The sequence below is a fragment of the Pseudomonas oligotrophica genome (assembly GCF_021726475.1).
In the GTDB taxonomy this organism is placed as follows: domain Bacteria; phylum Pseudomonadota; class Gammaproteobacteria; order Pseudomonadales; family Pseudomonadaceae; genus Stutzerimonas; species Stutzerimonas oligotrophica.
In genome coordinates this window covers 348,968-371,298 of sequence record NZ_JAKJRU010000005.1, presented here as the reverse complement: position 1 = coordinate 371,298, position 22,331 = coordinate 348,968, and the positions used below count along the sequence as shown (strand labels likewise).

Here is a 22,331-nt window from a genome sequence, read left to right as displayed (position 1 = left end):
CAGCAGGAGCGCCAGCCGGATCAACGGTTGACGCAGTTGACGAAGTTGAAGATGTTCGTGGCGCAGAGCATGTCGGTGATGATGAAGATCACCAGGAACAGCACGATGATGCCTACCACACCAGCACCCGCGGGCGCGCTATCGAGCTGCTGATTGAACTGGGCGAGCTCGGCAGGCGTCAGACTGTTGATGCGCTTCTCCACCTGGGCACGATCGACACCCATCGACTCGAGCTTTTTCTGCACCTCCTGGTCGTCCAGCATCCCGAGCAACTGCTCACGATCGACCTGCTGTTGGTGCTCCGCGAGAATTTCCTGCGTGCCGATCATCGAGGCCTGCGCCTGCGGGATCTGGATGATCATCAGCGAGTGCAACATCAGCGCTACTGCAGCGACGCGCTTCAGAAGAGTGGAAGTGAACATAGCGAAACTCCTTTTGAGGTTTTTTCTTTTACAGCGAAGGTCCACCTTTCTGTGGACGACCAGCCCACAGTTTCGGTTCCGTCCTCACCCCTTGCCTTGAAGTAAAGGATGAATAATCCATGCATTTGACAGCAAAGCACCTTTTGCCGATTTTCGCCGTGATGGCCGTCAGCGCCTGCACATCTTCCCCCGATTCGACAACACCTGCGGGCAGCCAGGGCTGCAATGCCGAGGCGGTGCAGAGCCTGGTCGGGCAAACCGCGACGCCGCAACTGCTCGACAGCGCACGCAAGCAGGCCGGCGCACAACGCGCTCGCCTGCTGCGCCCGGATGACGTGGTCACGCTCGAGTACGACTCGCAACGGCTGAACCTGCATACCGACGACTCGCTGATCATCGAGCGCATCCACTGCGGCTAACCGACAGGCATCCCGCGAAGCCGGGCCGACATCGTCGACCCGGCCTCGCCCTCTACTGGGCCATCGCCTTGCGCATGCGCAGGTTCGTAGCAGACACCAGCCTGGGCGGTGCCAGCAGGAAGGACAGGTTGAAGCGTGTGATGACCAGCTGCGCCACCAACGGCGCCAGCAGGCCGACCAGCGTGCCGACCACCAGATGCACCGGAATCGAGTCGATCCCCATGAACTTGCTGAGCATCACCCGGGCACCGCTACCGGCCAGGATGTGCATCAGGTACACGGTCATGGACGAGGCCCCGATGAACAGCAGCCAGTCGACGCGGAACTGGCCGAGCCACATCGACAGCGCGACCATGAAGAAGATCGACACGGTGGCCAGCGCCAGCACCGGCAAGCCGCCGACGGTGTAGTTCAGACCGTAGGTGACATGGAACAGGTATTGCCCGATCACGAAGAGCACGCCGAAGAACGCCGCCAACTGCGCGTAGCGCGCGAGGAAGAACGCCTTCACCTCGTTGAACCAGACGCCGAGCGCGAAGAACACCGTGTTGCCGAGGATGAAACGCAGCGGCCCCTCGGTCACCAGGTCTTTCTGGAAAACGAACAGCACGCCGAACAGCACCAGCAGCGGAAGGAAATGGCGCCGGTCCGCCTTGCTGTAGACGAATGCGCAGACCACGAACACCAGGAACAGCGCATAGAGGAACCAGAACTGCGCCCGCGGCATCCACAGCAGGGACAGCACCTCGCCGGCGGTCACCTGGCCGTTGGTGTAGTTGGACAGCCCGACCTCGATGAAGCCCTGCAGCAACGACCAGAGAATGAACGGGTAGACGACGGTATCGACCTTGTTGATGATCAGGCCACCCTTGCCGCGCTTGACCAGCGAGTCGTAGAAGAACAGGCCGGACAGGAAGAAGAACAGCGGCATGTGGAAGCTGTAGATGATGCTGTCGACGAGCGTGTAGCTGGCTTCATCCATGGGCAGGCCAGCATTGAAGACGCCGCGCGCCACGTGCCCGTATACGACCAGGATGATCCCGATCGCTTTCGCATAGTCGACCCAGACGTTTCTCTCCTTCATCGTTTGTTCTCCTTGTTCGATGGGCAAAACGAAGACGGCACCCGGCCGAGATAGCCAGGTGGTGGAGATAGACAACCCGATGATGGCTTTGTTTAACCTCGCCCCCGTCGAGAGGTGCCGCCGATCATCCGTGCGCCTGCCGCCGCAACAACCAGCCGCCCTGGACCGGGCCTTGAAAGGAAAAAGATGAATACAGCCGACTGTCAGCCAATTTCGATCCTGGTCCTCGCCGGCGGTCGCGGACAGCGCATGGGCGGCCGCGACAAGGGCCTCGTCGAGTGGCGCGGCCGGCCGCTGGTCGACTGGATCTGCAGCGCGGCACGCCCGCTCACCGACGACCTGCTGATTTCCTGCAACCGCAACCAGGCACGCTATGCACGCTTCGCCGACAGGCTCGTGAGCGACGATGAAGAAGGCTTTCCCGGCCCTCTGGCCGGCATTCGCGCCGGGCTGGCGGCGGCTCGTCATCGACAGCTGCTGGTCGTGCCCTGCGACACACCGCTGATCGACACCACATTGCTCGCCCACATGCAGCAACGTGCACGGCAGGCGCCCGACGCCCCGCTGATGGTGCGCCAGAATGGCCAATGGGAGCCGTTGTTCTGCGTGATTCCCACCGGCCTCCGGGGGACGATCGACGCGCTCTGGCAGCAGGGCGTGCGCAGCCCCAGGCAGGCACTGCTGGCGCAAGGCTGCATAGCGCTCGACCTGGCACCAGACGATCCGCGCCTGGCGAACCTGAACAGTCCCGAACTGCTACGGCAAGTCGCACCACATGAGGGAACTTGAGCGCGCAGCAGGCCGTCCCAACTACGGAAAACCGACCATAGAAGGAACGGATATGCGCCCCTCTCTCTCCATGTGCCTGGCGGCCGCCGGGCTCGCATTACTGGCAGGCTGCTCAAGCCCCAGCGTCATCACCCTCAACGATGGCCGGGAAATCCAGACGCTGGACACGCCCGAGTACGATGACGAATCGGGCTTCTACGAATACGAACTACTGGACGGCAAACCCGGCAAGGTCAACAAGGACCGCGTGCGGACGGTGCGCGAACTCTGACCGAACCGCGCGAGCCGCGGCTGCACTCCGCTCGATCCAACGGCGCGCAAAAAAGTTTTCGTTAACCTCTTGTCGAACAAAACTTTTTCTGTAGAATGCGCGCCATTCCACGGAGCGTAGCGCAGCTTGGTAGCGCGTCTCGTTCGGGACGAGAAGGTCGCTGGTTCGAATCCAGTCGCTCCGACCATATCCCGCTCGCCACTCGGCGAGAAAAGAAACCGGCCTCAATGGCCGGTTTTCTTTTGCCCGCAGAAAAAGATCTGCTCTATTCCTGCAAAAAGGGAACGACCTGTTCCAGTTCGAACGGCCACTCGAGTTCCGCACCGGTATCGACACGACGCAGCACCGGAATGCGCAGGCCGTATTGCTCGACCCAGCGCTCGTCCTCGGCAATGTCTAGCAGTTCGACGAGCAATCCCCGCTCCACCAGCGGCATCAGCAAGCCCTCTGCCTGCTCGCACAGGTGGCATCCCAGGGTTCCGAACAATTGACACTCCGGCAGCATTGCCAGCTTCCCTCAAAATTGGTCTTACCAGTAATTGGAACGGCAAATAGCCGAACTTCCAGACAAGACTTATTGAAATTCGTGACGTCCAGCGCAGCAAAGAGGTGCGACACAGACGCAGGTTCGACTCGCCAGAAACAAAAGGATAGGATACCGGCTGCCTCAGGCAACGACAGATTGCCGGGCAAAGCGTTTGGCATGACCCATCAGGTCCGCTGCCTGTGTGGCCAACGTGGGCAAGACAGGGCGCGAAAGCGTCTAGCACGTTGACTGCAGCGCCTTGAAGACTAAAGTCTAAAGGTTGAAGGCGCTACGTAATGTTTTATTTCACGGCGCCGTAAAGAGCGATTCAGAGCATCATCCAACGAGGAGAAATAAGAAATGCTCAAGACCCCCATCGCCCGGGGCGTGGCCCTGGCCACTCTGGGAGCAACACTCGCAATCCCGACCCTGGCCCAGGCTGCCTTTATCGAAGACACCAAAGCTGGTCTGGAACTGCGTAATTTCTATTTTAACCGTGACTTCCGTCAGGAAGGCGCCTCGCAGTCGAAGCAGGAAGAATGGGCACAAGGCTTCCTGCTCCGTGTCGAATCCGGCTACACCGAAGGTACCGTAGGCTTCGGCGTCGATGCTCTGGGCCTGCTGGGCGTCAAGCTTGATTCCGGCGCCGGCCGCGACGGCAACGGCTCCCAGTTGCTTCCTAGTGAAGGTGATTCTGCTGCGGATGATTTCTCTGAGGTCGGTCTGACCGCCAAAGCAAAGCTTTCCAACAGCGTTCTCAAAGTCGGCACTCTGCAGCCGAAAAACATGGCTATCGCTACTAGCGACAGTCGCCTGCTCCCCGCTGTTACTCGCGGCGCGCAGTTGGTCTCCAACGAGATCGACGGTCTGACGCTGGACGTCGGTTACCTCGACGAAATCAACAATCGTGCGTCGAGCGACTATGAAGATCTGAGCGTTAACAACTCAGGCAAAGGCATTAACGGCGCTACCGAAGCTGACAGCTTCGTGTTCCTGGGTGGCCAGTACAAACTGACCAAGGATCTGACCGCGGGCTACTACTACAGCAATCTGGAAGACAACTACAAGCAGCACGCTGTCAACCTGATCCATGTACTGCCTATTGCAGAAGGCCAGTCGCTGAAGACCGATCTTCGCTACCAGCGCTCTACCGATGACGGCAACACCAATGTCGACAACAAGGCATTCGGTGCCATGGTCACCTACTCGCTGAGCGGCCACAGCTTCGGCCTGGGTTACCAGAAGATGAGCGGCGACACCGGCTTCGCCTACGTCGGCGGCAACATCGACCCCTACCTGGTTAACTTCGTACAGATCGGCGACTTCGCCAATCCTGACGAGAAGTCCTGGCAAGCTCGCTACGACTTCAACTTCGCTGCTGTCGGTATTCCCGGCCTGACTCTGATGACTCGCTACATTACTGGCGATAACTTCGAGCGCTCGGGCGTATCGGAAGGCAAGGAATGGGAGCGTGATACCGATCTCGCCTACACCTTCCAGAGCGGCGCGCTGAAGAACCTGAACGTCAAATGGCGTAACGCGACCTTCCGCAGCAACGGCACCGCAAACGATCTGGACGAAAACCGTCTGATCGTCAGCTACACCATCCCGCTGATGTAATGCATCTCGCGTGATAGGAAAAACCCGCTTCGGCGGGTTTTTCTTTTTCTGCGGCGCGCAAAATACGACTTTTTCCAGCTCCACTGCGACCTATTGCCCGCCCGCCAATACCGCCGCAGCGAAACGGGAACCTTGTACCGAGGCTATGCTCGAAACAGTTAGCCCCGACGACAGTCCATTTCATCAGGAGCGGAAGATGACCATCGAATCCACCAACGGCAGCCCCTTCGAGCAGAACATGGCAGGCGACACCGGCGCCTCGCGCCCGGTGATCGACAAGGACGCCCATCGGCGCAACCTGCAGAACGCGCAGAACGCACTCATCGAGGAATTCCACACGCTGATCGCCGACACCGAGCGCCTGCTCAAGCACACCCAGGAATCGGCCGGCGGCCAGACCGAAGAGCTGCGCGCCAAGATCAACGCGAACATCGCCCGCGCGCGCCAGACGCTCAAGGAGCGCGAGGGCGCCCTGCGCGAACAGAGCCAGGCCGCCATGCAGTGCACCGAGGAATACGTGCAGACCCACCCCTGGCAGTCGGTCGGCATCGCTGCGGGGGTCGGCTTTCTACTGGGCCTGATCACTCGTCGCTGAGCGGAGGCGGACAATGGATGCCTCACCAGGCGAAGAAGCACCCAAGCCATCGCTGAAGAAACTGGGCGGAGCCTTTGTCGATCTGCTGCATGGCCACCTGGAATTGCTCGGCATCGAGTTCCAGGAAGAGAAGTCCCGCACCTTTCGCCTGTTCCTGCTGGCCGGGGTCAGCCTGATCCTCGGCCTTCTGGTACTAGTGGGCCTCTCGGCGGCGGTGGTGATCGTCTTCTGGGAGACCCATCGCATGGCGGCGATCCTGTCGCTCTGCGGGATCTACGCGGTGCTGATGGCCTTGTGCATCGGCCGCGCGATCCGCCTGGCGAAGGAAGCCGCCACGCCGTTCCAGGCGACCCTCGAGGAAATAGCCCGCGACCGGGAGCGACTGCTGCCATGAATCCACCGCTGAGCAGTTCCACCGACCTCAAGATGCGCAAGGACCTGGTACGCCTGCGCATGGAAATGCACCGCCAACAGCTGCGCTACCATGCCCGCCCGCTGGCGAGCCCGCTGCACTACGTACAGGGTCTGTTCGGCCGCGACCGCGAGCCGGACGAAACGCGCCACCCGGGCAAGAGCCCCATGATCGCGGTTGCCACCGCCCTGCTCTTTCTCTTCGGCAAGCGGCTCGGGCGCTTCGGCACCCTCGCCCGCATCGGCATCACCTTGTACCCGATCATCAAGGGCCAGCAGATACTGCGACGCAAGATCAAGGCACCATAGCCAGCGTCATCGGAAACTGGTGAACGGTGCCGCTTAGCCAAAAGGCTGAGCGGCACCGCACCGGCGCGCGACTGTGGTAGCGTTGCCCGACTGCTGTAGCGAGATGGAGAGCGTCCTTGGACTGGAATACCCTGCTGACCCGCGAACGGCTCGGAAAGCCGACCCAGGGCACCGATGAGCTGGGGCGCAGCCCGTTTCACAAGGACCACGACCGCATCATCTTCTCCGGCGCCTTTCGCCGCCTCGGCCGCAAGACCCAGGTGCACCCGGTCTCGAGCAACGACCATATCCACACCCGCCTGACCCACTCGCTGGAAGTCAGCTGCGTGGGCCGCTCGCTCGGCATGCGTGTCGGCGAGGTGCTGCGCGAGGCCTTGCCCGAATGGTGCAGCCCGGCAGACCTGGGGATGATCGTGCAATCGGCCTGCCTGGCCCATGACATCGGCAACCCGCCGTTCGGCCACTCGGGCGAGGACGCGATTCGCTACTGGTTCCAGCAGGCAGCGGCACGGGGCTGGCTCGACGACATGAACGATGCCGAGCGCGCCGACTTTCTCAATTTCGAAGGCAATGCCCAGGGCTTTCGCGTCCTCACCCAGCTCGAATACCACCAGTTCGACGGTGGGATGCGGCTGACCTACGCAACCCTCGGCGCGTACCTGAAATACCCCTGGACCTCCCGCCACGCCGAGGCGCTCGGCTACAAGAAGCACAAGTTCGGCTGCTACCAGAACGAGCAAGCCCTGCTCGAGCAGATCACCGCCCGCCTCGGCCTGCCCCGCATCGACGACCAGCGCTGGGCGCGTCATCCGCTGGTGTACCTGATGGAGGCCGCAGATGACATCTGCTACGGGCTGATCGATCTGGAAGACGGGCTGGAGATGGAGCTGCTCGACTACGCCGAGGTCGAAGCCCTGCTGCTGGACCTGGTCGGCGACGACCTGCCGGAGACCTACCGCCAGCTCGGCCCGCGGGACTCGCGCCGGCGCAAGCTGGCGATCCTGCGCGGCAAGGCCATCGAACACCTGACCAACGCGGCGGCGCGCGCCTTCGTCGAGCAGCAGCCAAACCTGCTGGCCGGCACGCTGGCCGGCGACCTGGTCGAGCACCTGCACGGGCCGGCCAAGCGCTGCGTGCTGCAGGCCAAGACCCTGGCGCGGGAAAAAATCTTCCAGGACAAGCGCAAGACGCTGCACGAGATCGGCGCCTACACCACCCTGGAGATCCTGCTCAACGCGTTCTGCGGCGCCGCGCTGGAGCAACATCGCGGGCGCAGCCTGTCATTCAAGAACCAGCGCATCCTGGACCTGCTCGGGCGCGGCGCACCGGACGCGAAGCTGCCGCTGTATCAGTCCTTCCTGCGCATGATCGATTTCATCGCCGGCATGACCGACAGCTACGCCACCGAGATGGCTGGCGAAATGACCGGCCGCTCCAGCCCGGTCTGACCACCATGAAGCGCCTGTTCAGCCAGACACTGCAATGGACACCCGGCCGCCCCGCCTGGGGCGCCGCGCTGGTCGCCGGCTTCGGTTGCGCGCTGCCGTTGCTGCTCGGCCTGTTCAGCGGCCACCCGGGCTTCCTCTGGGCCACGGTAGGTGCCTTCCAGGCCGCCAAGGCCAACCCGCTGCATCGCTTCGGCATGCTGCGCATGCTGCTGCTGATTGCCCTCGGCGCCTGCTCGGCGGGCCTGGGTTTCTGGTCGGCAACCCATCCGCTGATCAGCCTCGGGCTGTTCGCCTTCTATGCGCTGCTGCTGGCCTGGCTGCAACGCTACGGGGCCGAGGCCGGCAAGCTGGGCATCGGCCTGGCGATCTGCCTGTGCCTGGGGCAAGGCCAGTATGGCGTCGCCGACTTCAACAATCCGGCCGCGATCGCCATGCTGTTCGCCCTCGGCGGACTGTGGGTCACGCTGCTCGCCTTCGGCCTGCGCGGCATGCACGGCCTGCGCATGTGGCCGTACATGCCGCGCCTGGGCCGGCTGGTGCGGGTGCTGCATCGTCATGCGCGACGCACACCGATCCGGCAGTGGCGCGTGCATGCAATGTCCTACGTGATTGCCTGTGCCCTGGGCGGCCTGATCGTCAACCTGGCGCAGCTGCCGCGCGGCTACTGGCTGACCCTGGCCGTGTTCACCAGCCTGCAGATGGATGTGGAGCGCAGCGTGGTGCGGGCCATCCAGGCCTGCCTGGCGATCCTCGTGGCCGCAGCCATCCTGATCTACCTGGGCCATAGCCTGGCCGACCCGCCGATGATGGTGATGGTGCTGCTGCCGCTGGTGGTGCTGGGCCGGGCGTTCCAGGCGCACCACTACGGGCTGTTCGTGCTGCAGACGACGCTGGGGTTCCTGCTGCTAGCCGAGACGCTGGCGCAGGACTGGAACCTGCCGCAGGTGCGCCTGATCAACGCCTCGATCGGCGTCGGCCTGGCGCTGCTGGTGACGCTGGTCATGCACGGCCTGCGCCGCTGGCTACTGGCCCGCGCACCGGCGTCGAAGGACGCCGGGCAACCTGGGCCAGCGGAGGACGAGCGCCCGGAAATCAGGCTCTGATGGGGTTTTCCGGGTACCAGACGTCCATCAGCGGGCTGACCTGGTACTCGGCGAGTTCCGCGCGGTCCTTGAGCCAGGCCTCGACCTGCTGGCGCTGTTCCTCGTTGACCGAACCGCGGCGGGCAAGGCAGACGAAACCGTAGTCCTCACCGCCGATATAACCCAGACCATTGCCTTCGATCGCGTCGCGCAGGAAGCCCTGCAGGAAGGCATCGACCGCCTTGCTGTCGATACCTTCGCGGTAGTTCAGCGTGACTTCGAAGCCAAGCTCCTGGAATTCGTCGACACAGAGTTTCTTGCGCAGGCGTCGCGAACGGTTGGTAGCCATGGTTGATCCTTTGGTTTGCGGGAATGACGGCGCGCACTCTAGCAGCATCGGCCCGAGGGTGCGAACGCCGGCAGGGGCACATGCCGTTTTGCAGAGTGGCCCTGGCGCCAGCTACGCTTATCGGACCGTCGCATGTCGCCGCGGAGGGCGTAGCATAATGCCCGCACCTTCCCTTGGAGCAGTGGGAAACATGTCCCTGAAAGCAGCTCATCGCGTGCGTCCGGCAGGCGCACGCTGCAAAACCCTTCTTCGCACCCTGGCAGCCATCGCCCTGGCCGTGCCGCTGGCCGCCCCGGCAGTCGCCGCCCCGGCCAGCCAGGCGCTCCCGGCCAGCGTGGCCAAGGCGCTGCAGGCCAACAAGATCGACAGCAAGGCGCTGTCGCTGGTGATGCTGCCGCTCAACGGCAGTGGCGCACCGACCTATTTCAACGCCGACGTCTCGGTCAACCCGGCCTCGACCATGAAGCTGGTCACCACCTACGCCGCGCTCGAACTGCTCGGCCCCAACCATCAGTGGAAGACCGAGTTCTATGCCGACGGCCCGTTGGTCGACGGCACGCTGAACGGCAACCTGTACCTCAAGGGCGGCGGCGACCCGAAGCTGAACATGGAAAAGCTCTGGCTGCTGATGCGCGACCTTCGCGCCAACGGCGTGCGCACGGTGACCGGCGACCTGGTGCTGGACCGCAGCCATTTCGTCCAGCCGGACCTGCCCGAGTTCGATGACGACGGCGGCGACTCCAACAAGCCCTTCCTCGTCGAGCCCGATTCGCTGCTGGTCAATCTCAAGGCGCTGCGCTTCGTCGTGCGCAATGACGGCGGCACGGTCAATGTGACGGTCGAGCCGCCGATCGCCAGCGTGCAGATCGACAACCGCGTCAAGCCGCTGCCGGCCGCCAAGTGCCCCGGCTGGCCCGACGTGCTGTTCAACCCCATCGAGCAGGACGGCAGCGTCAGCGTGGTGGTGAGCGGCAAGCTCGCAGCCGGCTGCAAGACCCAGACCTACATCTCGCTGCTCGACCACCAGCGCTACGCCGCCGGTGCCGTGCGTGCCATCTGGCACGAGTTGGGCGGCAGCATCCAGGGTCACGACCGCGTGGCCCAGGTGCCGAAGGATGCCAAGCTGATCGCCCGCGCCTTCTCGCCGGATCTCGTCGAGGTGATCCGCGACGTCAACAAGTACAGCAACAACACCATGGCCAAGCAGCTGTTCCTCAGCCTGGGCGCGCAGTTCCGTAACGAGGCCGACGCCGACGATGCCAAGGCCGCGCAGCGCGTGATCCGGCAGTGGCTGGCGAAGAAGAACCTGATCTCGCCGCACCTGGTGATCGAGAACGGCTCGGGATTGTCGCGCGACGAGCGCATCAGCGCGCGCGAGATGGCCGGCCTGCTACAGGCGGCCTGGCGCAGCCCCTACGCCGCGGAATTCATCTCCTCGATGCCGCTGGCGGCGATCGACGGCACCATGCGCAAGCGCCTGCGCAACACCGCGGTGGCCGGCAAGGCCCACATCAAGACCGGCACGCTGAACACGGTGCGCGCCATTGCCGGCTACAGCCGCGACGGCGACGGCAACACCTGGGCCGTGGTCGCTATCCTCAACCACCCGCGGCCCTGGGGCGCCTCGTCGATCCTCGACCAGGTGCTGGTCAGTCTCGCCCGCGAGCGCGGCGACCGCACCGCGCAACGCTGACGGCCCGCCTCATCGTGCCTGGAACTTCCAGGCGCGATGGATGCGCGGATTGCGCCGGAAGTCCTCGTCCAGCGTGCTGGCGCTGATCTCCTCGACGCGATAGCGCGCCGCAAGTCCCTCGTCCAGCGCGAACTTGCGGAAGTTGTTGGAGAAATACAGCGTGCCGCCGGCAGCCAGGCGCGCCATGGCCAGGTCCAGCAGGGCCACGTGGTCGCGCTGGACATCGAACACGCCTTCCATGCGCTTGGAGTTGGAGAAGGTCGGCGGGTCGATGAAGATCAGCTCGTACTCGCCGCGATCCTCGGCCAGCCAAGCCATCACGTCGCCCTGCTCCAGACGCTGGCGCTCGGAGAAACCATTCAGCGCGAGGTTGCGCCGCGCCCAGTCGAGATAGGTCCGGGACAGGTCCACGCTGGTGGTGCTGCGCGCGCCGCCCTTGGCAGCATGCACGGTGGCCGTCGCGGTATAGCAGAACAGGTTGAGGAAGCGCTTGCCCGCCGCCTCGCGCTGGATGCGCAGGCGCAGCGGACGGTGGTCGAGGAACAGCCCGGTGTCCAGGTAGTCGGTCAGGTTGACCAGCAGCTTCACGCCGCCCTCGGCGACTTCGAGGAACTGGCCCTGGCTGGACTGGCGCTCGTACTGGCGCGTACCACTCTGCCGTTCACGTCGCTTGACCACGATGCGCTCGCGCGGAATGTTCAGCGCCTGGGGAATCGCGGCCAGCGCATCGAGCAGGCGCTCCTGCGCCTTCTGCGGGTCGATCGAGCGCGGCGGTGCGTATTCCTGCACATGTACCCAGTCGCGGTACAGATCGACCGCCAGCGCGTATTCGGGCATGTCGGCGTCGTAGAGGCGATAGCACTCCACACCGGTGCGCGCCGCCCATTTGCCGAGCTGGCGCAGGTTCTTCTGCAGGCGGTTGGCGAACATCTGCCCGCCTTCGCTCAGGCGTACCTCGCTCACAGGCTCGCTGGCGGTCGTCTCGGCCGCCTTGGCGCCGATCACGAACTGGTCCGGGGTGACGCGCAGCAGCAGCAACTTGCACGGCAGCGCGCCATTCCAGAACGCGTACTGCTTGTGACTGCGAATGCCCATGCGCTTGCCCAGCTCCGGGGCCGCGGTGAAGACGCCCGCCTCCCAGCCCTCGCAGGCCTGGCGCAACCGCTCGCCGAGGCTCTGGTAGAGATACAGCAGGCTGGCCTCGTCACCCAGGCGCTCGCCATAGGGCGGGTTGCAGATCACCAGGCCTTTCTGGTTCTGGTCCGGGCGCGGCGCGAAGGTGGCCACCTCGCCCTGGTAGATCTTCACCCACTCCGCCAGCCCGGCCCGCTCGATGTTGTTGCGCGCCGGCTGGATCAGTCGCGGGTCGGCTTCGTAGCCACGGATCCACAACGGCGTACGGGCCAGGCCCGCCTCGGCTCGCGCCTGGGCCTCGGCGTGCAGCCGTGCCCACAATGCCGGCACATGGCCGAGCCAGGCGCTGAAGCCCCAGCGCTCGCGCTTGAGGTTCGGCGCAATGTCGGCGGCCATCATCGCGCCCTCGACGAGGAAGGTGCCCACCCCGCACATCGGGTCGGTCAGGGCGCCGCCCTCGGCGGCGATGCGCGGCCAGGCGGCGCGCAGGAGGATGGCCGCGGCGAGGTTCTCCTTCAGCGGCGCGGCGCCCTGCTGCAGGCGATAACCGCGCTGGTGCAGGCTGTGGCCGGACAGGTCCAGCGAAAGCACAGCCTGGCCTTTGTCCAGGCGCAGGTGCACGCGCAGGTCGGGGTTCAGCTTGTCGATGCCCGGCCGCGTGCCGTCCGGCCTGCGCAGGGCATCGACGATGGCGTCCTTGACCTTGAGCGCACCGAAATGGGTGTTGTCGATGCCCGAGCCGCGGCCGCTGAACTCCACCGCCAGGCTGCCGTCGGCGGCCAGGTGCTCGCTCCAGTCCACCGCGCGCACGCCGTCATACAGCGCCTGCGCGTCGGCAACCGGAAAGCGCGCGAGCACCAGCAACACCCGGTTGGCCAGGCGCGACCACAGGCAGAGCCGGTAGGCCACCTCGAGCTCGGCGACACCACGGATCGCCGCCGTCTGCTCGCGTACCTCCTCCAGGCCGAGGCCGAGCGCCTCGTCACGCAGCAGGCCTTCGAGGCCCTTGGGACAGGTGAGGATGAGTTCGTGCCGTGTGCTCATGAAATTTCCAGTAAATGACTGCGCCCTGTCGGGCAAGAGAAGCTGAAATCGGCCGTCAGCCCGTAGGCCAGGGCTGTCGCGCCGCGGTGCTGGTCCGGCTTATGGGCAGAACCATAGATCTGTTACCTACTTATGACAAAACGATCGTTCCCGCCCCGGAATCCATGGGTTAGAACTGGCCCCAGGTCGGCTCCGCAATGGAGTCCGGCGAAGCTCGCCACGCCGGCAGCGAGCTTCACTGGCAGCCCGCCTGCCAGGTCTCACCAGGAGACCACCAGGAACACCAGTCAACCACTGAGGGCAACACCCAATGAGAAGACTCAAGCGTGATCCGATGGAACGAGCTTTCTTGCGCGGTTATCAACACGGTATTCATGGCAAGTCCCGCGACATGTGTCCTTTCAATCATCCCAACACCCGGCAGGCCTGGCTGAACGGCTGGCGGGAGGGCCGCGGCGACAACTGGGATGGCTTGACCGGCACCGCCGGTCTGCATCGACTGAATCAACTTCACGCGGTCGGCTGACCTGACCTGACACCCCAACCTTTTTTCAAGCACGCCCCACCCGGGCGGCGGGCTAGAAGCCCAGGGGCTCCAGACGGAGCCCCTTCCGGGCCAGGCCGCCGGGCCTAGCCCTTCTCGGCACGCAGCGCCGCGATGGCATCGACCGACTCGCGAATCAGCGCCGGCCCCTTGTAGATGAACCCCGAATAGAGCTGAACGAGACTGGCGCCCGCCTTGATCTTCTCGGCGGCATGCCGCCCTTCGGTAATGCCGCCGACCGCGATGATCGGCAGCCGCCCGCCCAGGGTCTCGGCCAGCACCTTCACGGTGTGGGTGCTCTTGTCGCGCACCGGCGCACCGGACAGCCCGCCCGCCTCGTCGGCATGTGCCAGCCCGGCGACGCCCTCGCGGCCGAGGGTGGTATTGGTCGCGATGATGGCGTCCATCCCGGCCTGGAACACCGCCTCGCCGACCAGGGCGATCTCCTCGTCGCTCATGTCCGGCGCGATCTTGATCGCCAGCGGCACGCGCTTGCCGTGCTCGATCTCCAGGTCCTCGCGGCGCAGCCGCAAGGCATCGAGCAGGTGCTTGAGCGAGTCGCCGAACTGCAGGCTGCGCAGCCCCGGAGTGTTAGGCGAGCTGACGTTGACCGTGACGTAGCTGGCCTGGTGGTAGACCTTGTCCAGGCAGAGCAGGTAGTCATCCTCGGCACGCTCGACCGGCGTGTCGAAGTTCTTGCCGATGTTGATCCCCAGCACGCCGCGGAAACCGGCCGCATCGACGCGCGCCAGCAAGGCGTCGACGCCGTTGTTGTTGAAGCCCATGCGATTGATGATCGCCTCGGCCTCCGGCAGGCGGAAGATCCGCGGCTTGGGATTGCCCGGCTGTGGCCGCGGCGTGACGGTACCGATCTCGATGAAGCCGAAGCCCAGCTGGGAAAGCCCGCAGATCGCCTCGCCATTCTTGTCCAGGCCGGCCGCCAGCCCGACGGGGTTGGGAAAGTCCAGCCCCATCACCCGCACCGGCAGGCTCGCCGGCGCCTTGCACAGCAGCCGGTTGATGCCCAGGCGACCGCCTGCGCCGATCAGATCGAGCGACAGTTCGTGGGATGTCTCGGGAGAAAGCTTGAACAGCAGCTGGCGGGCCAGGTTGTACATACGCAGCCTAATATCCTGGGGAGGGAACGATGGCCGCGAGTATAGCAGCCGGCATGGGGTTTAAGCCGACCGGCAGGCACCACCGCGCGATCAGGAAAGCCTGCGCAATCCCAGCAGCCGACCCTGCTCGGCGAACACCAGTTCGAAGGAACCAAACACGCCGTCGCGCGTCAGAAAGCGGCGCAGCTCAGCGGCCGGCAGGCTGACCCGCCGGCCATCGCGGCTGCGCAGCAGTACCCGATTGGCCTGTCCCTGGTAGACCGCCAGCAGCTTTTCGGCAGGCAACGCGATATCCAGCACAAGAGTCGGCATGGAGGCTCCTCGGTGACAGTCGCAACGATAGTGCCACAGCCACGGGCTGCGGCAGGCATCCGTCCGGGCATTGCCGGGCGCCCGCAGGCCCGGGCACCGCGCAAAGCGGATGCAGATTGCCGCCCGCTCTGCCAAACTCCGGCCGGAGCTGTGCGAGCACACGCATCATGATCAGCCTGTCGGAAACCATGCCCTCACTGACCGCCCATATCGCTCGGCTGGCCCAACGCCTGGGGCTCGGCCCATCGCCATCGCGCGACATGCTGGAGCGCGCCGGTTCGCTGAGCCTGCCCTTCACCCAGTTGCCCGAGCCCGAACCGAGCATTTTCTGGGGGGACGGCCCCTGCCTGCATCGCCTGGTCGAGCTGCCCAGGGGCGCACTGTCCGGCCCGGTGCAGGAAGACAAGGCGCGCGCCCACGCGGCCCTCTGCCGGCTGATCCGCAAGGAAACCGAAAGCCTCGCTGCGCTCGACCTGCGCCAGGTCGACGGCATCTGCGCCCAGCCGCAGGACGGCCAGTACCACCGGAGCTTCGAAGCCCTCGCTGCCAGCCCGGGCGCACGGCGCGTACGCATCATCAGCTACAACGACTTCCTGCGCGCGATCGGCTCGGCGCTGCCCGGTTTTCCGCGCTGCGCGCCGGTCGAGCTGCGCCAGGCCAGCTGGCTCGGCGAGCGCCTGTACTGGAGCGGCGAGCACCACGCCGATGCCTTCGCCTGCGCAATCGCCTATGCACGGCTACGCGGCCTGGACCTGAGCGCACCGGTGCAACTGGTCGACTATCGGCTGGAGCGCAGCGGCATCCGCGCGCTGGACGAGCAGTACCACGCACTGACCATGCCGGCACAGGCCTGGAGCGACGGCCAGTTCATGGCCCTGTTGCTGGAAAGCCAGGTGCCCTATGCGCGGCTCTCGCTGCTGCGCCAGCCGAACAATTCCGAACTGCTGCTGCTCGAGCGCAGCCAGCCGGTGGCCAACGCCCTGGGCGAAGGCCTCAAGGCAGCCGGTGCGCCAGACTTCATCCGTTATCTCAAGGGCTTGCCGCAGATCACCCGCTTCAAGCGTGGCGAGCCCGCGCAGCACGACTGAGCGGCCCCGCCTGTGCCGGCCGGAGTCACCCCCGGCCGGCGCCCCTCACGCCGGCTCGCGTAGCGGCAAGGCCTGGGCCAGGTCCTGCAGCTCGCGACTGGCAACCGCATACATCGCATAGTCGGCCACCGTGGCCGCGCGCAGGTCGGCCAGCATGCAGCGCCAGCGCGCGACCTGCTCGTGGCGCTGACCGAGCCAGCGCTCCAGGCGCTCGTGCAGCGTGCCCGCGCCGGTCTCGAACTGCAGCACCGACACGGTGATGGCGCGCTGCTGGCTGTCCAGGTCGTCGCGCAAGCCCTCGCGCGCCAGCGCCTGCCAGTTGTTCTGCACCGGCAGCGCAGTCAGCTGCTGGCCGTACCAGGGCAGGTCCAGCGCATCGCCGACGGCGAAGTAGGCGGTGGCCACCTCGACCGGCGACTGCCCGGTCTCGTCGGCCGCCTCGAGCACCGGTAGCAGCGTGTACAGGTGGCTGGTCCCGGCGACCAGTCGGGCCAGCAGTTCCGGCACACCGGCCTCGACGTAGCGCTGGTAGCGCGCCTCCCAGAATTCGCGCGTCGAGCCCTGCAGCAGTTCGTTGAGCTTGAGCCCGAGCGCCGCGACCCGCGGGCCGAAGTGCGCCACGTCGCGCGCCGCATCCAGCTCGCCGCGCCGGTTGCGCAGGAACCAGCGGGTCGCCCGCCGCCCGAGGCGCACCAGCTCGTCCATCAGGCGCAGCTGTAGCTCGGCCGGGATGCGGTGGTCCAGCGCCTCGATCTGCCGGAACCAGTGCGGCAGGTGGAAGATGTCGCGCACGATCACATAGGCGCCGGCCACGTTGGCCGCGCTCATGCCGGTGGCCTCCTTCAGGCGCTGGACGAAGGCGATGCCCATGTTGTTGACCAGGTCGTTGGCGATCTGCGTGCAGACGATCTCGCGCTTCAAACGGTGCTGGCGCATCACCTCGCGGTAGCGCTCGCCCAAGAGCACCGGGAAGGCCGTCTCCATCTCGCGCGCCAGGTAGTCGTCGTCCGGCACGCGCGAATGCAGCAGCGCATCCTTGAGCTGGATCTTGCTGTAGGAGATCAGCACCGACAGCTCCGGCCGGGTCAGCCCCTTGCCGAGGTTGCTGCGCTCGGCCAGCGCCTCGTCGCTGGGCAGGTACTCGAGGGTGCGATCAAGCAAACCGTCGGCCTCCAGCGCGGCGATCAGGCGCACGTACTCGCCGCCCCGCTCGGCCGCCCGGAACTCGGCCTGGGACAGCGCCTGGGTCTGCTTGTAGTTGTTGTGCAGCACCAGTTCGGCGACCGCCTCGGTCATCTCGGCCAGCAACTGGTTGCGCTGCTTGCCGGTCATGTCGCCGGCGCGCACCAACTCGTTGAGCAGGATCTTGATGTTGACCTCGTGGTCCGAGCAGTCCACGCCGCCGGCGTTGTCGATGAAGTCGGTGTTGCTCGCCCCGCCGTGCAAGGCGTACTCCACCCGGCCGAGCTGGGTCATGCCCAGGTTGCCGCCTTCGCCCACCACCTTGGCGCGCAGCTCGTTGCCGTTGACCCGCACCGCGTCGTTGGCCTTGTCGCCGACATCGGCGTGGGCCTCGGTGCTGCTCTTGACGTAGGTGCCGATGCCGCCGTTCCACAGCAGATCGACCGGCGCCTTGAGCAGCGCATGGATCAGTTCGGCCGGGGTCAGCTGGTCGGCCTCGATGGCGAAACGCGCCTTCATCTGCGGACTGATCAGGATGCGCTTGGCCGAACGCGCAAACACCCCGCCGCCGGCCGAGATGAGGCTGGCGTCGTAGTCGGCCCAGGACGAGCGCGGCAACTGGAACAGCCGCTGGCGCTCGGCGAAGCTGGCTGCCGGGTCTGGATCGGGGTCGATGAAGATGTGCAGGTGGTTGAACGCGGCGACCAGTTGCAGCGTCTGCGACATCAGCAGGCCGTTGCCGAACACGTCGCCGGCCATATCGCCGATACCGATCACCGTGATGCTGTCGCGCTGCACGTCGATGCCGCGTTCGCGGAAGTGACGCTGCACCGAGACCCAGGCACCGCGCGCGGTGATGCCCATCTTCTTGTGGTCGTAGCCGGCAGAGCCGCCGGAGGCGAAGGCATCGCCCAGCCAGAAGTCGTAGTCGGCGGCGATGCCGTTGGCGATGTCGGAGAAGGTCGCGGTGCCCTTGTCGGCGGCGACCACCAGGTAGGGGTCGTCCTCGTCGTAGCGCACCACGCCGGCCGGCGGCACCACCTGGCCCTCCTTCAGGTTGTCGGTCAGGTCGAGCAGGCCGCTGATGAAGATGCGATAGCAGGCGATGGCTTCGGCCTGGATCTCGTCACGCGAGCCCCCGACCGGCAGGCGCCGCGGAATGAAGCCGCCCTTGGCACCGCCGGGGACGATCACCGCGTTCTTCACCTGCTGCGCCTTGACCAGCCCGAGCACCTCGGTGCGGTAGTCCTCCTCGCGGTCGGACCAGCGCAGCCCGCCGCGGGCGACCTTGCCGCCGCGCAGGTGCACGCCCTCGACCCGTGGCGAGTAGACGAAGATCTCGAACATCGGCACCGGCCGCGGCATCTCCGGGATCTGCCGCGGGTCGAACTTGAAGCTGAAATAGTCCTTGGCCCGGCCGCCGGCATCGGGCTGATAGAAGTTGGTGCGCAGGGTCGCCTTGATCAGCGCCAGGTAGCGCCTGAGGATGCGGTCCTCGTTGAGCACTGCCACCTCGTCCAGCGCGCCGAGCACGGCCTGCTCCAGGCGCTGCTGCTTGTCGGCCAGGTCCTGCTCGCTCATCTTGCGCGCCAGGTAGAAGCGCATCTTGAACAGCCGCACCAGCTCGCGGGCGATGTCGGTGTGGTTGAGCAGCGCGCTGGCGATGTAGCCCAGGTCGAAGCCCATGCGGATCTGCTTGAGGTAGCGCGCGTAGGCCCGCAGCAGCGCAACTTCGCGCCAGGTCAGCCCGGCGCTCAGCACCAGGCGGTTGAAGGCGTCGTTCTCGGCGTCGCCGCGACTGATGTGGATGAAGGCGTCCTGCAGCGGCTCGTTGATCTCCAGCAGGTCGATTTCCAGCCCTTCGGCATAGGTGAAGGCGAAATCGTGGATCCAGTATTCGCGGCCGCTGCGGTCGCGCATGCGGTAGGGAAACTCGCCGAGCACGCGCAGCCCGAGGTTTTCCATGATCGGCAGCGCGTCGGACAGCGGCAGCGGCGTGTCGAGGTGGTAGAGCTTGCAGTGCAGGGTCCGCTCGGCGGCGCTGATCGGCTGGTAGAAGCTCATCACCATCGGCCGCTCGGCACTCAGGCTCTGCAGGTGCTGCATGTCCACGGTGGCCGACTGCGCGGTGAAGCGCTCGCGGTAGCCGGCCGGGAAGCCCTTGGGAAACTCGTCGAGCAAGGTGGTGCCCTGGGCTTCACCGAAGCGCTCGACCATCAGCGCGGCGTACTCGGCCTGCCAGCTGCGGCAGGCCTGGATCACTTCCTGCTCGAGGCGCTGCGGGTCCGCCTCGATCGGCCGGTTCGGGTCCAGGCGCAGGATGAACTGCACCCGCGTCAGCACCGACTCGGAGAAGTAGGTGGAAAACTCGCAGCCGCTGGCGTCCAGCCGATCGACCAGCACCTGCTGGATCTTCAGGCGCGTCTCGGTCGAGTAGCTGTCACGCGGCACGTAGACCAAGCAGTAGCAGAAGCGTCGGTACGGGTCGAAGCGCAGGAACAGGCGCAGGCGGTTGCGCTCCTGGATCTGCACGATGGCCACGGCGTTCTCGTACAACTCGTCGGTGGCGGCCTGGAACAGCTCGTCGCGCGGCAGCACCTCGAGCACCTGGGCCAGCTCCTTGCTCAGGTGGGTGGAGCCGCCGAAATCGGCGCGCGCCAGCACCGCGTCCACCTTGCGCCGGATGAAGGGAATGCGCCGCACGCTCTGGGTGTAGACCGACGAGGTGAACAGCCCCATGAAGCGGCACTCGCGCACCACCTGGCCGGCGGCGTCGAATTCACGTACCGACACGTAGTCCGGGTAGGCCGGGCGGTGCACGCGGCTCTGGGTGGCCGCCTTGGCGAACGACAGCAGCAGCGGTTCGCGCAGGTAGGCCTGCGACTGCGGCGTCAGCGCCTGGTTGTCGTCGCCGAGGTTGGTGCGTAGCGTGCGCGACAGGCCCAGCAGCGAGTCCTCGTCGTAGACGATGCGCGCGTTGCCGTCCTGCTCATGCACGGTGAATTCCTCGTAGCCGAGGAAGGTGAAGTGGTCGTCGGCCAGCCAGCCGAGGAAGTCGCGGATTTCCTGCAGCTGCTCGGGATCGACCGCCAGGTTGACCGTCTCCAGTTGCGCCTGGACCTGCTCGGCGCGCGCCTTCATCGCCGGGAAATCGGCCACCACCTGGCGCACGTCGCCCAGCACCGCCTGCAGCGCCTGCTCCAGCTCGCGCAGCTCGGCGGTGCTCGCGCAGCGGTCGATCTCGATGAAGATCAGCGACTCGCGGCCGCCCGCCACCGGCGGTGCATCGGTGGGCAGCAGCTCGAGCAGCGCGCCCTCGGCGTCGCGGCGCACGTTGAGCACGCAGTTCTGCAGCGTGTGGATGCTCAGCCCGCGGCGGGTCAGCTCCATGCGCACCGAGTCCACCAGGAACGGCATGTCCGGGTGCAGCACCTCGACCACCGTATGGGTCGACTGCCAGCCGTGCTTTTCGAAGTCGGGGTTGAACACCAGCACGTCCGGGCTGGCCGGATCGAAGCGCTCGAGCAGGCGCCAGCTGGCCAGGGTCGAGCCGACCAGGTCGGTCATGCGCCGCTCGCTGAGCTCGCCCAGCGCGACGATGCCGAAGAACTGCTCGGCGAACAGGCCCAACTGGGCAAGAAGAGGACCATCCACGTGTTGTGCCAGGGCCGCCTGCAACTGGTGCTGGAAGTCGGCCTTGCTGGCGGCTGTGAAAAACGCCATTTAGGGCTCCGCGACTGCGAGAAGAAAGGGATCGCCGGTAGTGACTGGCGCCACAGGGCGAAGGTTCAAGGTTAGTCTAGCCCCCGGCAAATGCAGTAAAGTGACGCCCCCGGCCTTCGCCCGGGCCCGATTGCCGCAGCCGCGTGCCAGCGGTCGCGCGAGGCATTGCCGAGGCTCCCCGCAGCCGTCTTCCGGAAGTAGCGAAACGATGGATCACCGTGAAGCGATCGTCGCCCTGCGACAGTTTCTGTCCAGCCAGATTCTCGGCCAGGACCGCCTGATCGAGCGCCTGCTGATCGCCCTGCTCGCCGACGGCCACATGCTCGTCGAAGGCGCGCCGGGGCTGGCCAAGACCCGCGCCATCAAGGAACTCGCCGAGGGCCTGGAGGCCGAGTTCCACCGCATCCAGTTCACCCCCGACCTGCTGCCTGCCGACATCACCGGCACCGAGATCTACCGCCCGGAAACCGGCAGCTTCGTGTTCCAGCAGGGGCCGATCTTCCACAACCTGGTGCTGGCCGACGAGATCAACCGCGCCCCGGCCAAGGTGCAGTCGGCGCTGCTCGAGGCCATGGCCGAGCGCCAGGTCAGCGTCGGGCGCAGCACCTACGACCTGCCGCCGCTGTTCCTGGTCATGGCCACGCAGAACCCCATCGAGCAGGAAGGCACCTACCCGCTGCCCGAGGCACAGCTCGACCGCTTCCTGCTGCACGTGAAGATCGGCTTCCCCGACGCCGCCGTCGAGCGACGCATCCTCCAGCAGGCGCGTGGCGAAGCCATCCACGGCGAGACCGCGCCGGAGCATCGCATCAGCCAGCAGGTGATCTTCGCCGCGCGCAAGGAAATCCTCGGCCTGTACATGGCCGATGCGGTGGAGGAATACCTGGTGCAACTGATCATGGCCACGCGCACCCCGGCCAAGTACGACGCCGAGCTCGCCGAATGGATCGCCTACGGCGCCAGCCCGCGCGGCTCCATCGCGCTGGACCGTTGCGCCCGCGCCCACGCCTGGCTGGCCGGACGCGACTTCGTCAGCCCCGAGGACATCCAGGCGATGCTGTTCGATACGCTGCGCCATCGCCTGATCCTCTCGTTCGAGGCCGAGGCCGCCGGCATCGACCAGGACCGCGTGCTGCAGCGCATCCTCGACGTGGTGGCGGTGGCCTGA

21 protein-coding genes and 1 tRNA gene are annotated in these 22,331 nt (G+C 65.8%); 14 read left to right on the top strand and 8 right to left on the bottom strand.

All coding sequences use genetic code 11. From position 1 onward, the window contains the following. Positions 1-20 precede the first annotated feature (20 nt). A complete protein-coding gene (locus tag L3N39_RS13050; RefSeq protein ID WP_237257796.1) occupies positions 21-422 on the bottom strand; it encodes a PA2779 family protein in 402 nt (133 codons plus the stop codon). A gap of 119 nt (positions 423-541) precedes the next feature. Here L3N39_RS13050 and L3N39_RS13045 point away from each other — a divergent pair, with 119 nt between their 5' ends. Beyond that, positions 542-841 carry an I78 family peptidase inhibitor gene (locus tag L3N39_RS13045; RefSeq protein WP_237257794.1) on the top strand — a complete coding sequence of 100 codons (300 nt, stop codon included), beginning with the start codon at positions 542-544 and terminating at the stop codon, positions 839-841. A gap of 52 nt (positions 842-893) precedes the next feature. Here the strand turns inward: L3N39_RS13045 and L3N39_RS13040 are convergent, their stop codons facing one another. Next, positions 894-1,925, bottom strand: a complete 1,032-nt coding sequence (locus L3N39_RS13040; protein WP_237257793.1) for an acyltransferase family protein — start codon at positions 1,923-1,925, stop codon at positions 894-896. Between the two features lie 186 nt (positions 1,926-2,111). Between L3N39_RS13040 and mobA the strand changes: the two genes are divergently transcribed. The 3 genes from mobA (at position 2,112) to L3N39_RS13025 (ending at position 3,172) form a co-directional block, all read left to right on the top strand. Then, complete coding sequence (mobA, locus tag L3N39_RS13035) at positions 2,112-2,714, top strand: molybdenum cofactor guanylyltransferase MobA (protein WP_237257791.1); 603 nt, start codon at positions 2,112-2,114, stop codon at positions 2,712-2,714. 52 nt (positions 2,715-2,766) lie between these two features. Further along, entirely contained in the window at positions 2,767-2,985 is a 219-nt protein-coding gene (locus tag L3N39_RS13030) for a YgdI/YgdR family lipoprotein (protein ID WP_237257790.1), read from the top strand. A gap of 110 nt (positions 2,986-3,095) precedes the next feature. Next, positions 3,096-3,172: transfer RNA gene (locus tag L3N39_RS13025), tRNA-Pro, on the top strand. Between the two features lie 78 nt (positions 3,173-3,250). On the opposite strand, the gene L3N39_RS13020 is transcribed toward L3N39_RS13025, so the two are convergent. Continuing rightward, positions 3,251-3,490 carry a glutaredoxin family protein gene (locus L3N39_RS13020; RefSeq protein WP_237257789.1) on the bottom strand — a complete coding sequence of 80 codons (240 nt, stop codon included), beginning with the start codon at positions 3,488-3,490 and terminating at the stop codon, positions 3,251-3,253. Positions 3,491-3,871: 381 nt separating this feature from the next. Between L3N39_RS13020 and L3N39_RS13015 the strand changes: the two genes are divergently transcribed. From L3N39_RS13015 to L3N39_RS12990, 6 genes are all read left to right on the top strand, one after another. Beyond that, positions 3,872-5,131 carry an OprD family porin gene (locus L3N39_RS13015; protein ID WP_237257787.1) on the top strand — a complete coding sequence of 420 codons (1,260 nt, stop codon included), beginning with the start codon at positions 3,872-3,874 and terminating at the stop codon, positions 5,129-5,131. A gap of 196 nt (positions 5,132-5,327) precedes the next feature. Continuing rightward, positions 5,328-5,726, top strand: a complete 399-nt coding sequence (locus L3N39_RS13010) for an ElaB/YgaM/YqjD family protein (protein ID WP_237257786.1) — start codon at positions 5,328-5,330, stop codon at positions 5,724-5,726. Between the two features lie 13 nt (positions 5,727-5,739). Continuing rightward, on the top strand, positions 5,740-6,120 hold the full coding sequence (locus tag L3N39_RS13005) for a phage holin family protein (protein WP_237257784.1): 381 nt from the start codon (positions 5,740-5,742) through the stop codon (positions 6,118-6,120). After that, on the top strand, positions 6,117-6,446 hold the full coding sequence (locus tag L3N39_RS13000; RefSeq protein ID WP_237257782.1) for a hypothetical protein: 330 nt from the start codon (positions 6,117-6,119) through the stop codon (positions 6,444-6,446). Before L3N39_RS13005 ends, L3N39_RS13000 begins: the two co-directional genes overlap by 4 nt. 116 nt (positions 6,447-6,562) lie before the next feature. Next, a complete protein-coding gene (locus tag L3N39_RS12995) occupies positions 6,563-7,894 on the top strand; it encodes a deoxyguanosinetriphosphate triphosphohydrolase (protein ID WP_237257779.1) in 1,332 nt (443 codons plus the stop codon). A gap of 5 nt (positions 7,895-7,899) precedes the next feature. Next, on the top strand, positions 7,900-8,997 hold the full coding sequence (locus tag L3N39_RS12990; RefSeq protein WP_237257778.1) for an FUSC family protein: 1,098 nt from the start codon (positions 7,900-7,902) through the stop codon (positions 8,995-8,997). Here L3N39_RS12990 and L3N39_RS12985 read toward each other — a convergent pair. Continuing rightward, a complete protein-coding gene (locus tag L3N39_RS12985) occupies positions 8,987-9,325 on the bottom strand; it encodes a YggL 50S ribosome-binding family protein (protein WP_237257776.1) in 339 nt (112 codons plus the stop codon). The genes L3N39_RS12990 and L3N39_RS12985 overlap by 11 nt on opposite strands. A gap of 190 nt (positions 9,326-9,515) precedes the next feature. Between L3N39_RS12985 and dacB the strand changes: the two genes are divergently transcribed. After that, the gene (gene dacB / locus L3N39_RS12980; RefSeq protein ID WP_237257774.1) at positions 9,516-11,018 is read left to right on the top strand and encodes a D-alanyl-D-alanine carboxypeptidase/D-alanyl-D-alanine endopeptidase; all 1,503 of its coding nucleotides are present in this window, start codon (positions 9,516-9,518) and stop codon (positions 11,016-11,018) included. Positions 11,019-11,027: 9 nt separating this feature from the next. Here the strand turns inward: dacB and rlmKL are convergent, their stop codons facing one another. Continuing rightward, positions 11,028-13,196, bottom strand: coding sequence for a bifunctional 23S rRNA (guanine(2069)-N(7))-methyltransferase RlmK/23S rRNA (guanine(2445)-N(2))-methyltransferase RlmL (rlmKL, locus tag L3N39_RS12975; RefSeq protein ID WP_237257772.1), 2,169 nt, complete (start codon positions 13,194-13,196; stop codon positions 11,028-11,030). Between the two features lie 310 nt (positions 13,197-13,506). On the opposite strand from rlmKL, the gene rmf reads away from it, so the two are divergent. Continuing rightward, on the top strand, positions 13,507-13,722 hold the full coding sequence (gene rmf, locus L3N39_RS12970; RefSeq protein ID WP_237257771.1) for a ribosome modulation factor: 216 nt from the start codon (positions 13,507-13,509) through the stop codon (positions 13,720-13,722). A gap of 104 nt (positions 13,723-13,826) precedes the next feature. Here the strand turns inward: rmf and L3N39_RS12965 are convergent, their stop codons facing one another. Together L3N39_RS12965 and L3N39_RS12960 are read right to left on the bottom strand one after the other, a co-directional pair. Further along, positions 13,827-14,858: a quinone-dependent dihydroorotate dehydrogenase gene (locus L3N39_RS12965; protein WP_237257770.1), complete on the bottom strand. Its 1,032-nt coding sequence runs from the start codon at positions 14,856-14,858 to the stop codon at positions 13,827-13,829. Positions 14,859-14,948: 90 nt separating this feature from the next. Continuing rightward, positions 14,949-15,170: a DUF2835 domain-containing protein gene (locus L3N39_RS12960; RefSeq protein WP_237257768.1), complete on the bottom strand. Its 222-nt coding sequence runs from the start codon at positions 15,168-15,170 to the stop codon at positions 14,949-14,951. 167 nt (positions 15,171-15,337) lie between these two features. Between L3N39_RS12960 and L3N39_RS12955 the strand changes: the two genes are divergently transcribed. After that, positions 15,338-16,258 (top strand): DUF6685 family protein, encoded by a 921-nt coding sequence (locus L3N39_RS12955; RefSeq protein ID WP_237257766.1) that lies wholly within the window; start codon positions 15,338-15,340, stop codon positions 16,256-16,258. Between the two features lie 45 nt (positions 16,259-16,303). Here L3N39_RS12955 and L3N39_RS12950 read toward each other — a convergent pair whose 3' ends face one another. Next, entirely contained in the window at positions 16,304-21,163 is a 4,860-nt protein-coding gene (locus L3N39_RS12950; RefSeq protein ID WP_237257764.1) for an NAD-glutamate dehydrogenase, read from the bottom strand. Positions 21,164-21,371: 208 nt separating this feature from the next. Here L3N39_RS12950 and L3N39_RS12945 point away from each other — a divergent pair, with 208 nt between their 5' ends. Then, on the top strand, positions 21,372-22,331 hold the full coding sequence (locus L3N39_RS12945) for an AAA family ATPase (RefSeq protein ID WP_237257763.1): 960 nt from the start codon (positions 21,372-21,374) through the stop codon (positions 22,329-22,331).

Excerpts from the sequence above, each read along its gene's own strand:
- L3N39_RS12990 (WP_237257778.1), top strand. The coding sequence starts at position 7,900 with ATGAAGCGCCTGTTCAGCCAGACACTGCAATGGACACCCGGCCGCCCC.
- L3N39_RS13005 (WP_237257784.1), top strand. The coding sequence starts at position 5,740 with ATGGATGCCTCACCAGGCGAAGAAGCACCCAAGCCATCGCTGAAGAAA.
- dacB (WP_237257774.1), top strand. The coding sequence starts at position 9,516 with ATGTCCCTGAAAGCAGCTCATCGCGTGCGTCCGGCAGGCGCACGCTGC.
- L3N39_RS12985 (WP_237257776.1), bottom strand. The coding sequence starts at position 9,325 with ATGGCTACCAACCGTTCGCGACGCCTGCGCAAGAAACTCTGTGTCGAC.
- L3N39_RS12955 (WP_237257766.1), top strand. The coding sequence starts at position 15,338 with ATGATCAGCCTGTCGGAAACCATGCCCTCACTGACCGCCCATATCGCT.
- L3N39_RS13010 (WP_237257786.1), top strand. The coding sequence starts at position 5,328 with ATGACCATCGAATCCACCAACGGCAGCCCCTTCGAGCAGAACATGGCA.
- L3N39_RS12945 (WP_237257763.1), top strand. The coding sequence starts at position 21,372 with ATGGATCACCGTGAAGCGATCGTCGCCCTGCGACAGTTTCTGTCCAGC.
- L3N39_RS12950 (WP_237257764.1), bottom strand. The coding sequence starts at position 21,163 with ATGGCGTTTTTCACAGCCGCCAGCAAGGCCGACTTCCAGCACCAGTTG.
- L3N39_RS13015 (WP_237257787.1), top strand. The coding sequence starts at position 3,872 with ATGCTCAAGACCCCCATCGCCCGGGGCGTGGCCCTGGCCACTCTGGGA.
- L3N39_RS12965 (WP_237257770.1), bottom strand. The coding sequence starts at position 14,858 with ATGTACAACCTGGCCCGCCAGCTGCTGTTCAAGCTTTCTCCCGAGACA.
- L3N39_RS12960 (WP_237257768.1), bottom strand. The coding sequence starts at position 15,170 with ATGCCGACTCTTGTGCTGGATATCGCGTTGCCTGCCGAAAAGCTGCTG.
- L3N39_RS13050 (WP_237257796.1), bottom strand. The coding sequence starts at position 422 with ATGTTCACTTCCACTCTTCTGAAGCGCGTCGCTGCAGTAGCGCTGATG.
- L3N39_RS13000 (WP_237257782.1), top strand. The coding sequence starts at position 6,117 with ATGAATCCACCGCTGAGCAGTTCCACCGACCTCAAGATGCGCAAGGAC.
- L3N39_RS13040 (WP_237257793.1), bottom strand. The coding sequence starts at position 1,925 with ATGAAGGAGAGAAACGTCTGGGTCGACTATGCGAAAGCGATCGGGATC.
- L3N39_RS13020 (WP_237257789.1), bottom strand. The coding sequence starts at position 3,490 with ATGCTGCCGGAGTGTCAATTGTTCGGAACCCTGGGATGCCACCTGTGC.
- rlmKL (WP_237257772.1), bottom strand. The coding sequence starts at position 13,196 with ATGAGCACACGGCACGAACTCATCCTCACCTGTCCCAAGGGCCTCGAA.
- L3N39_RS13030 (WP_237257790.1), top strand. The coding sequence starts at position 2,767 with ATGCGCCCCTCTCTCTCCATGTGCCTGGCGGCCGCCGGGCTCGCATTA.
- L3N39_RS13045 (WP_237257794.1), top strand. The coding sequence starts at position 542 with ATGCATTTGACAGCAAAGCACCTTTTGCCGATTTTCGCCGTGATGGCC.
- rmf (WP_237257771.1), top strand. The coding sequence starts at position 13,507 with ATGAGAAGACTCAAGCGTGATCCGATGGAACGAGCTTTCTTGCGCGGT.
- mobA (WP_237257791.1), top strand. The coding sequence starts at position 2,112 with ATGAATACAGCCGACTGTCAGCCAATTTCGATCCTGGTCCTCGCCGGC.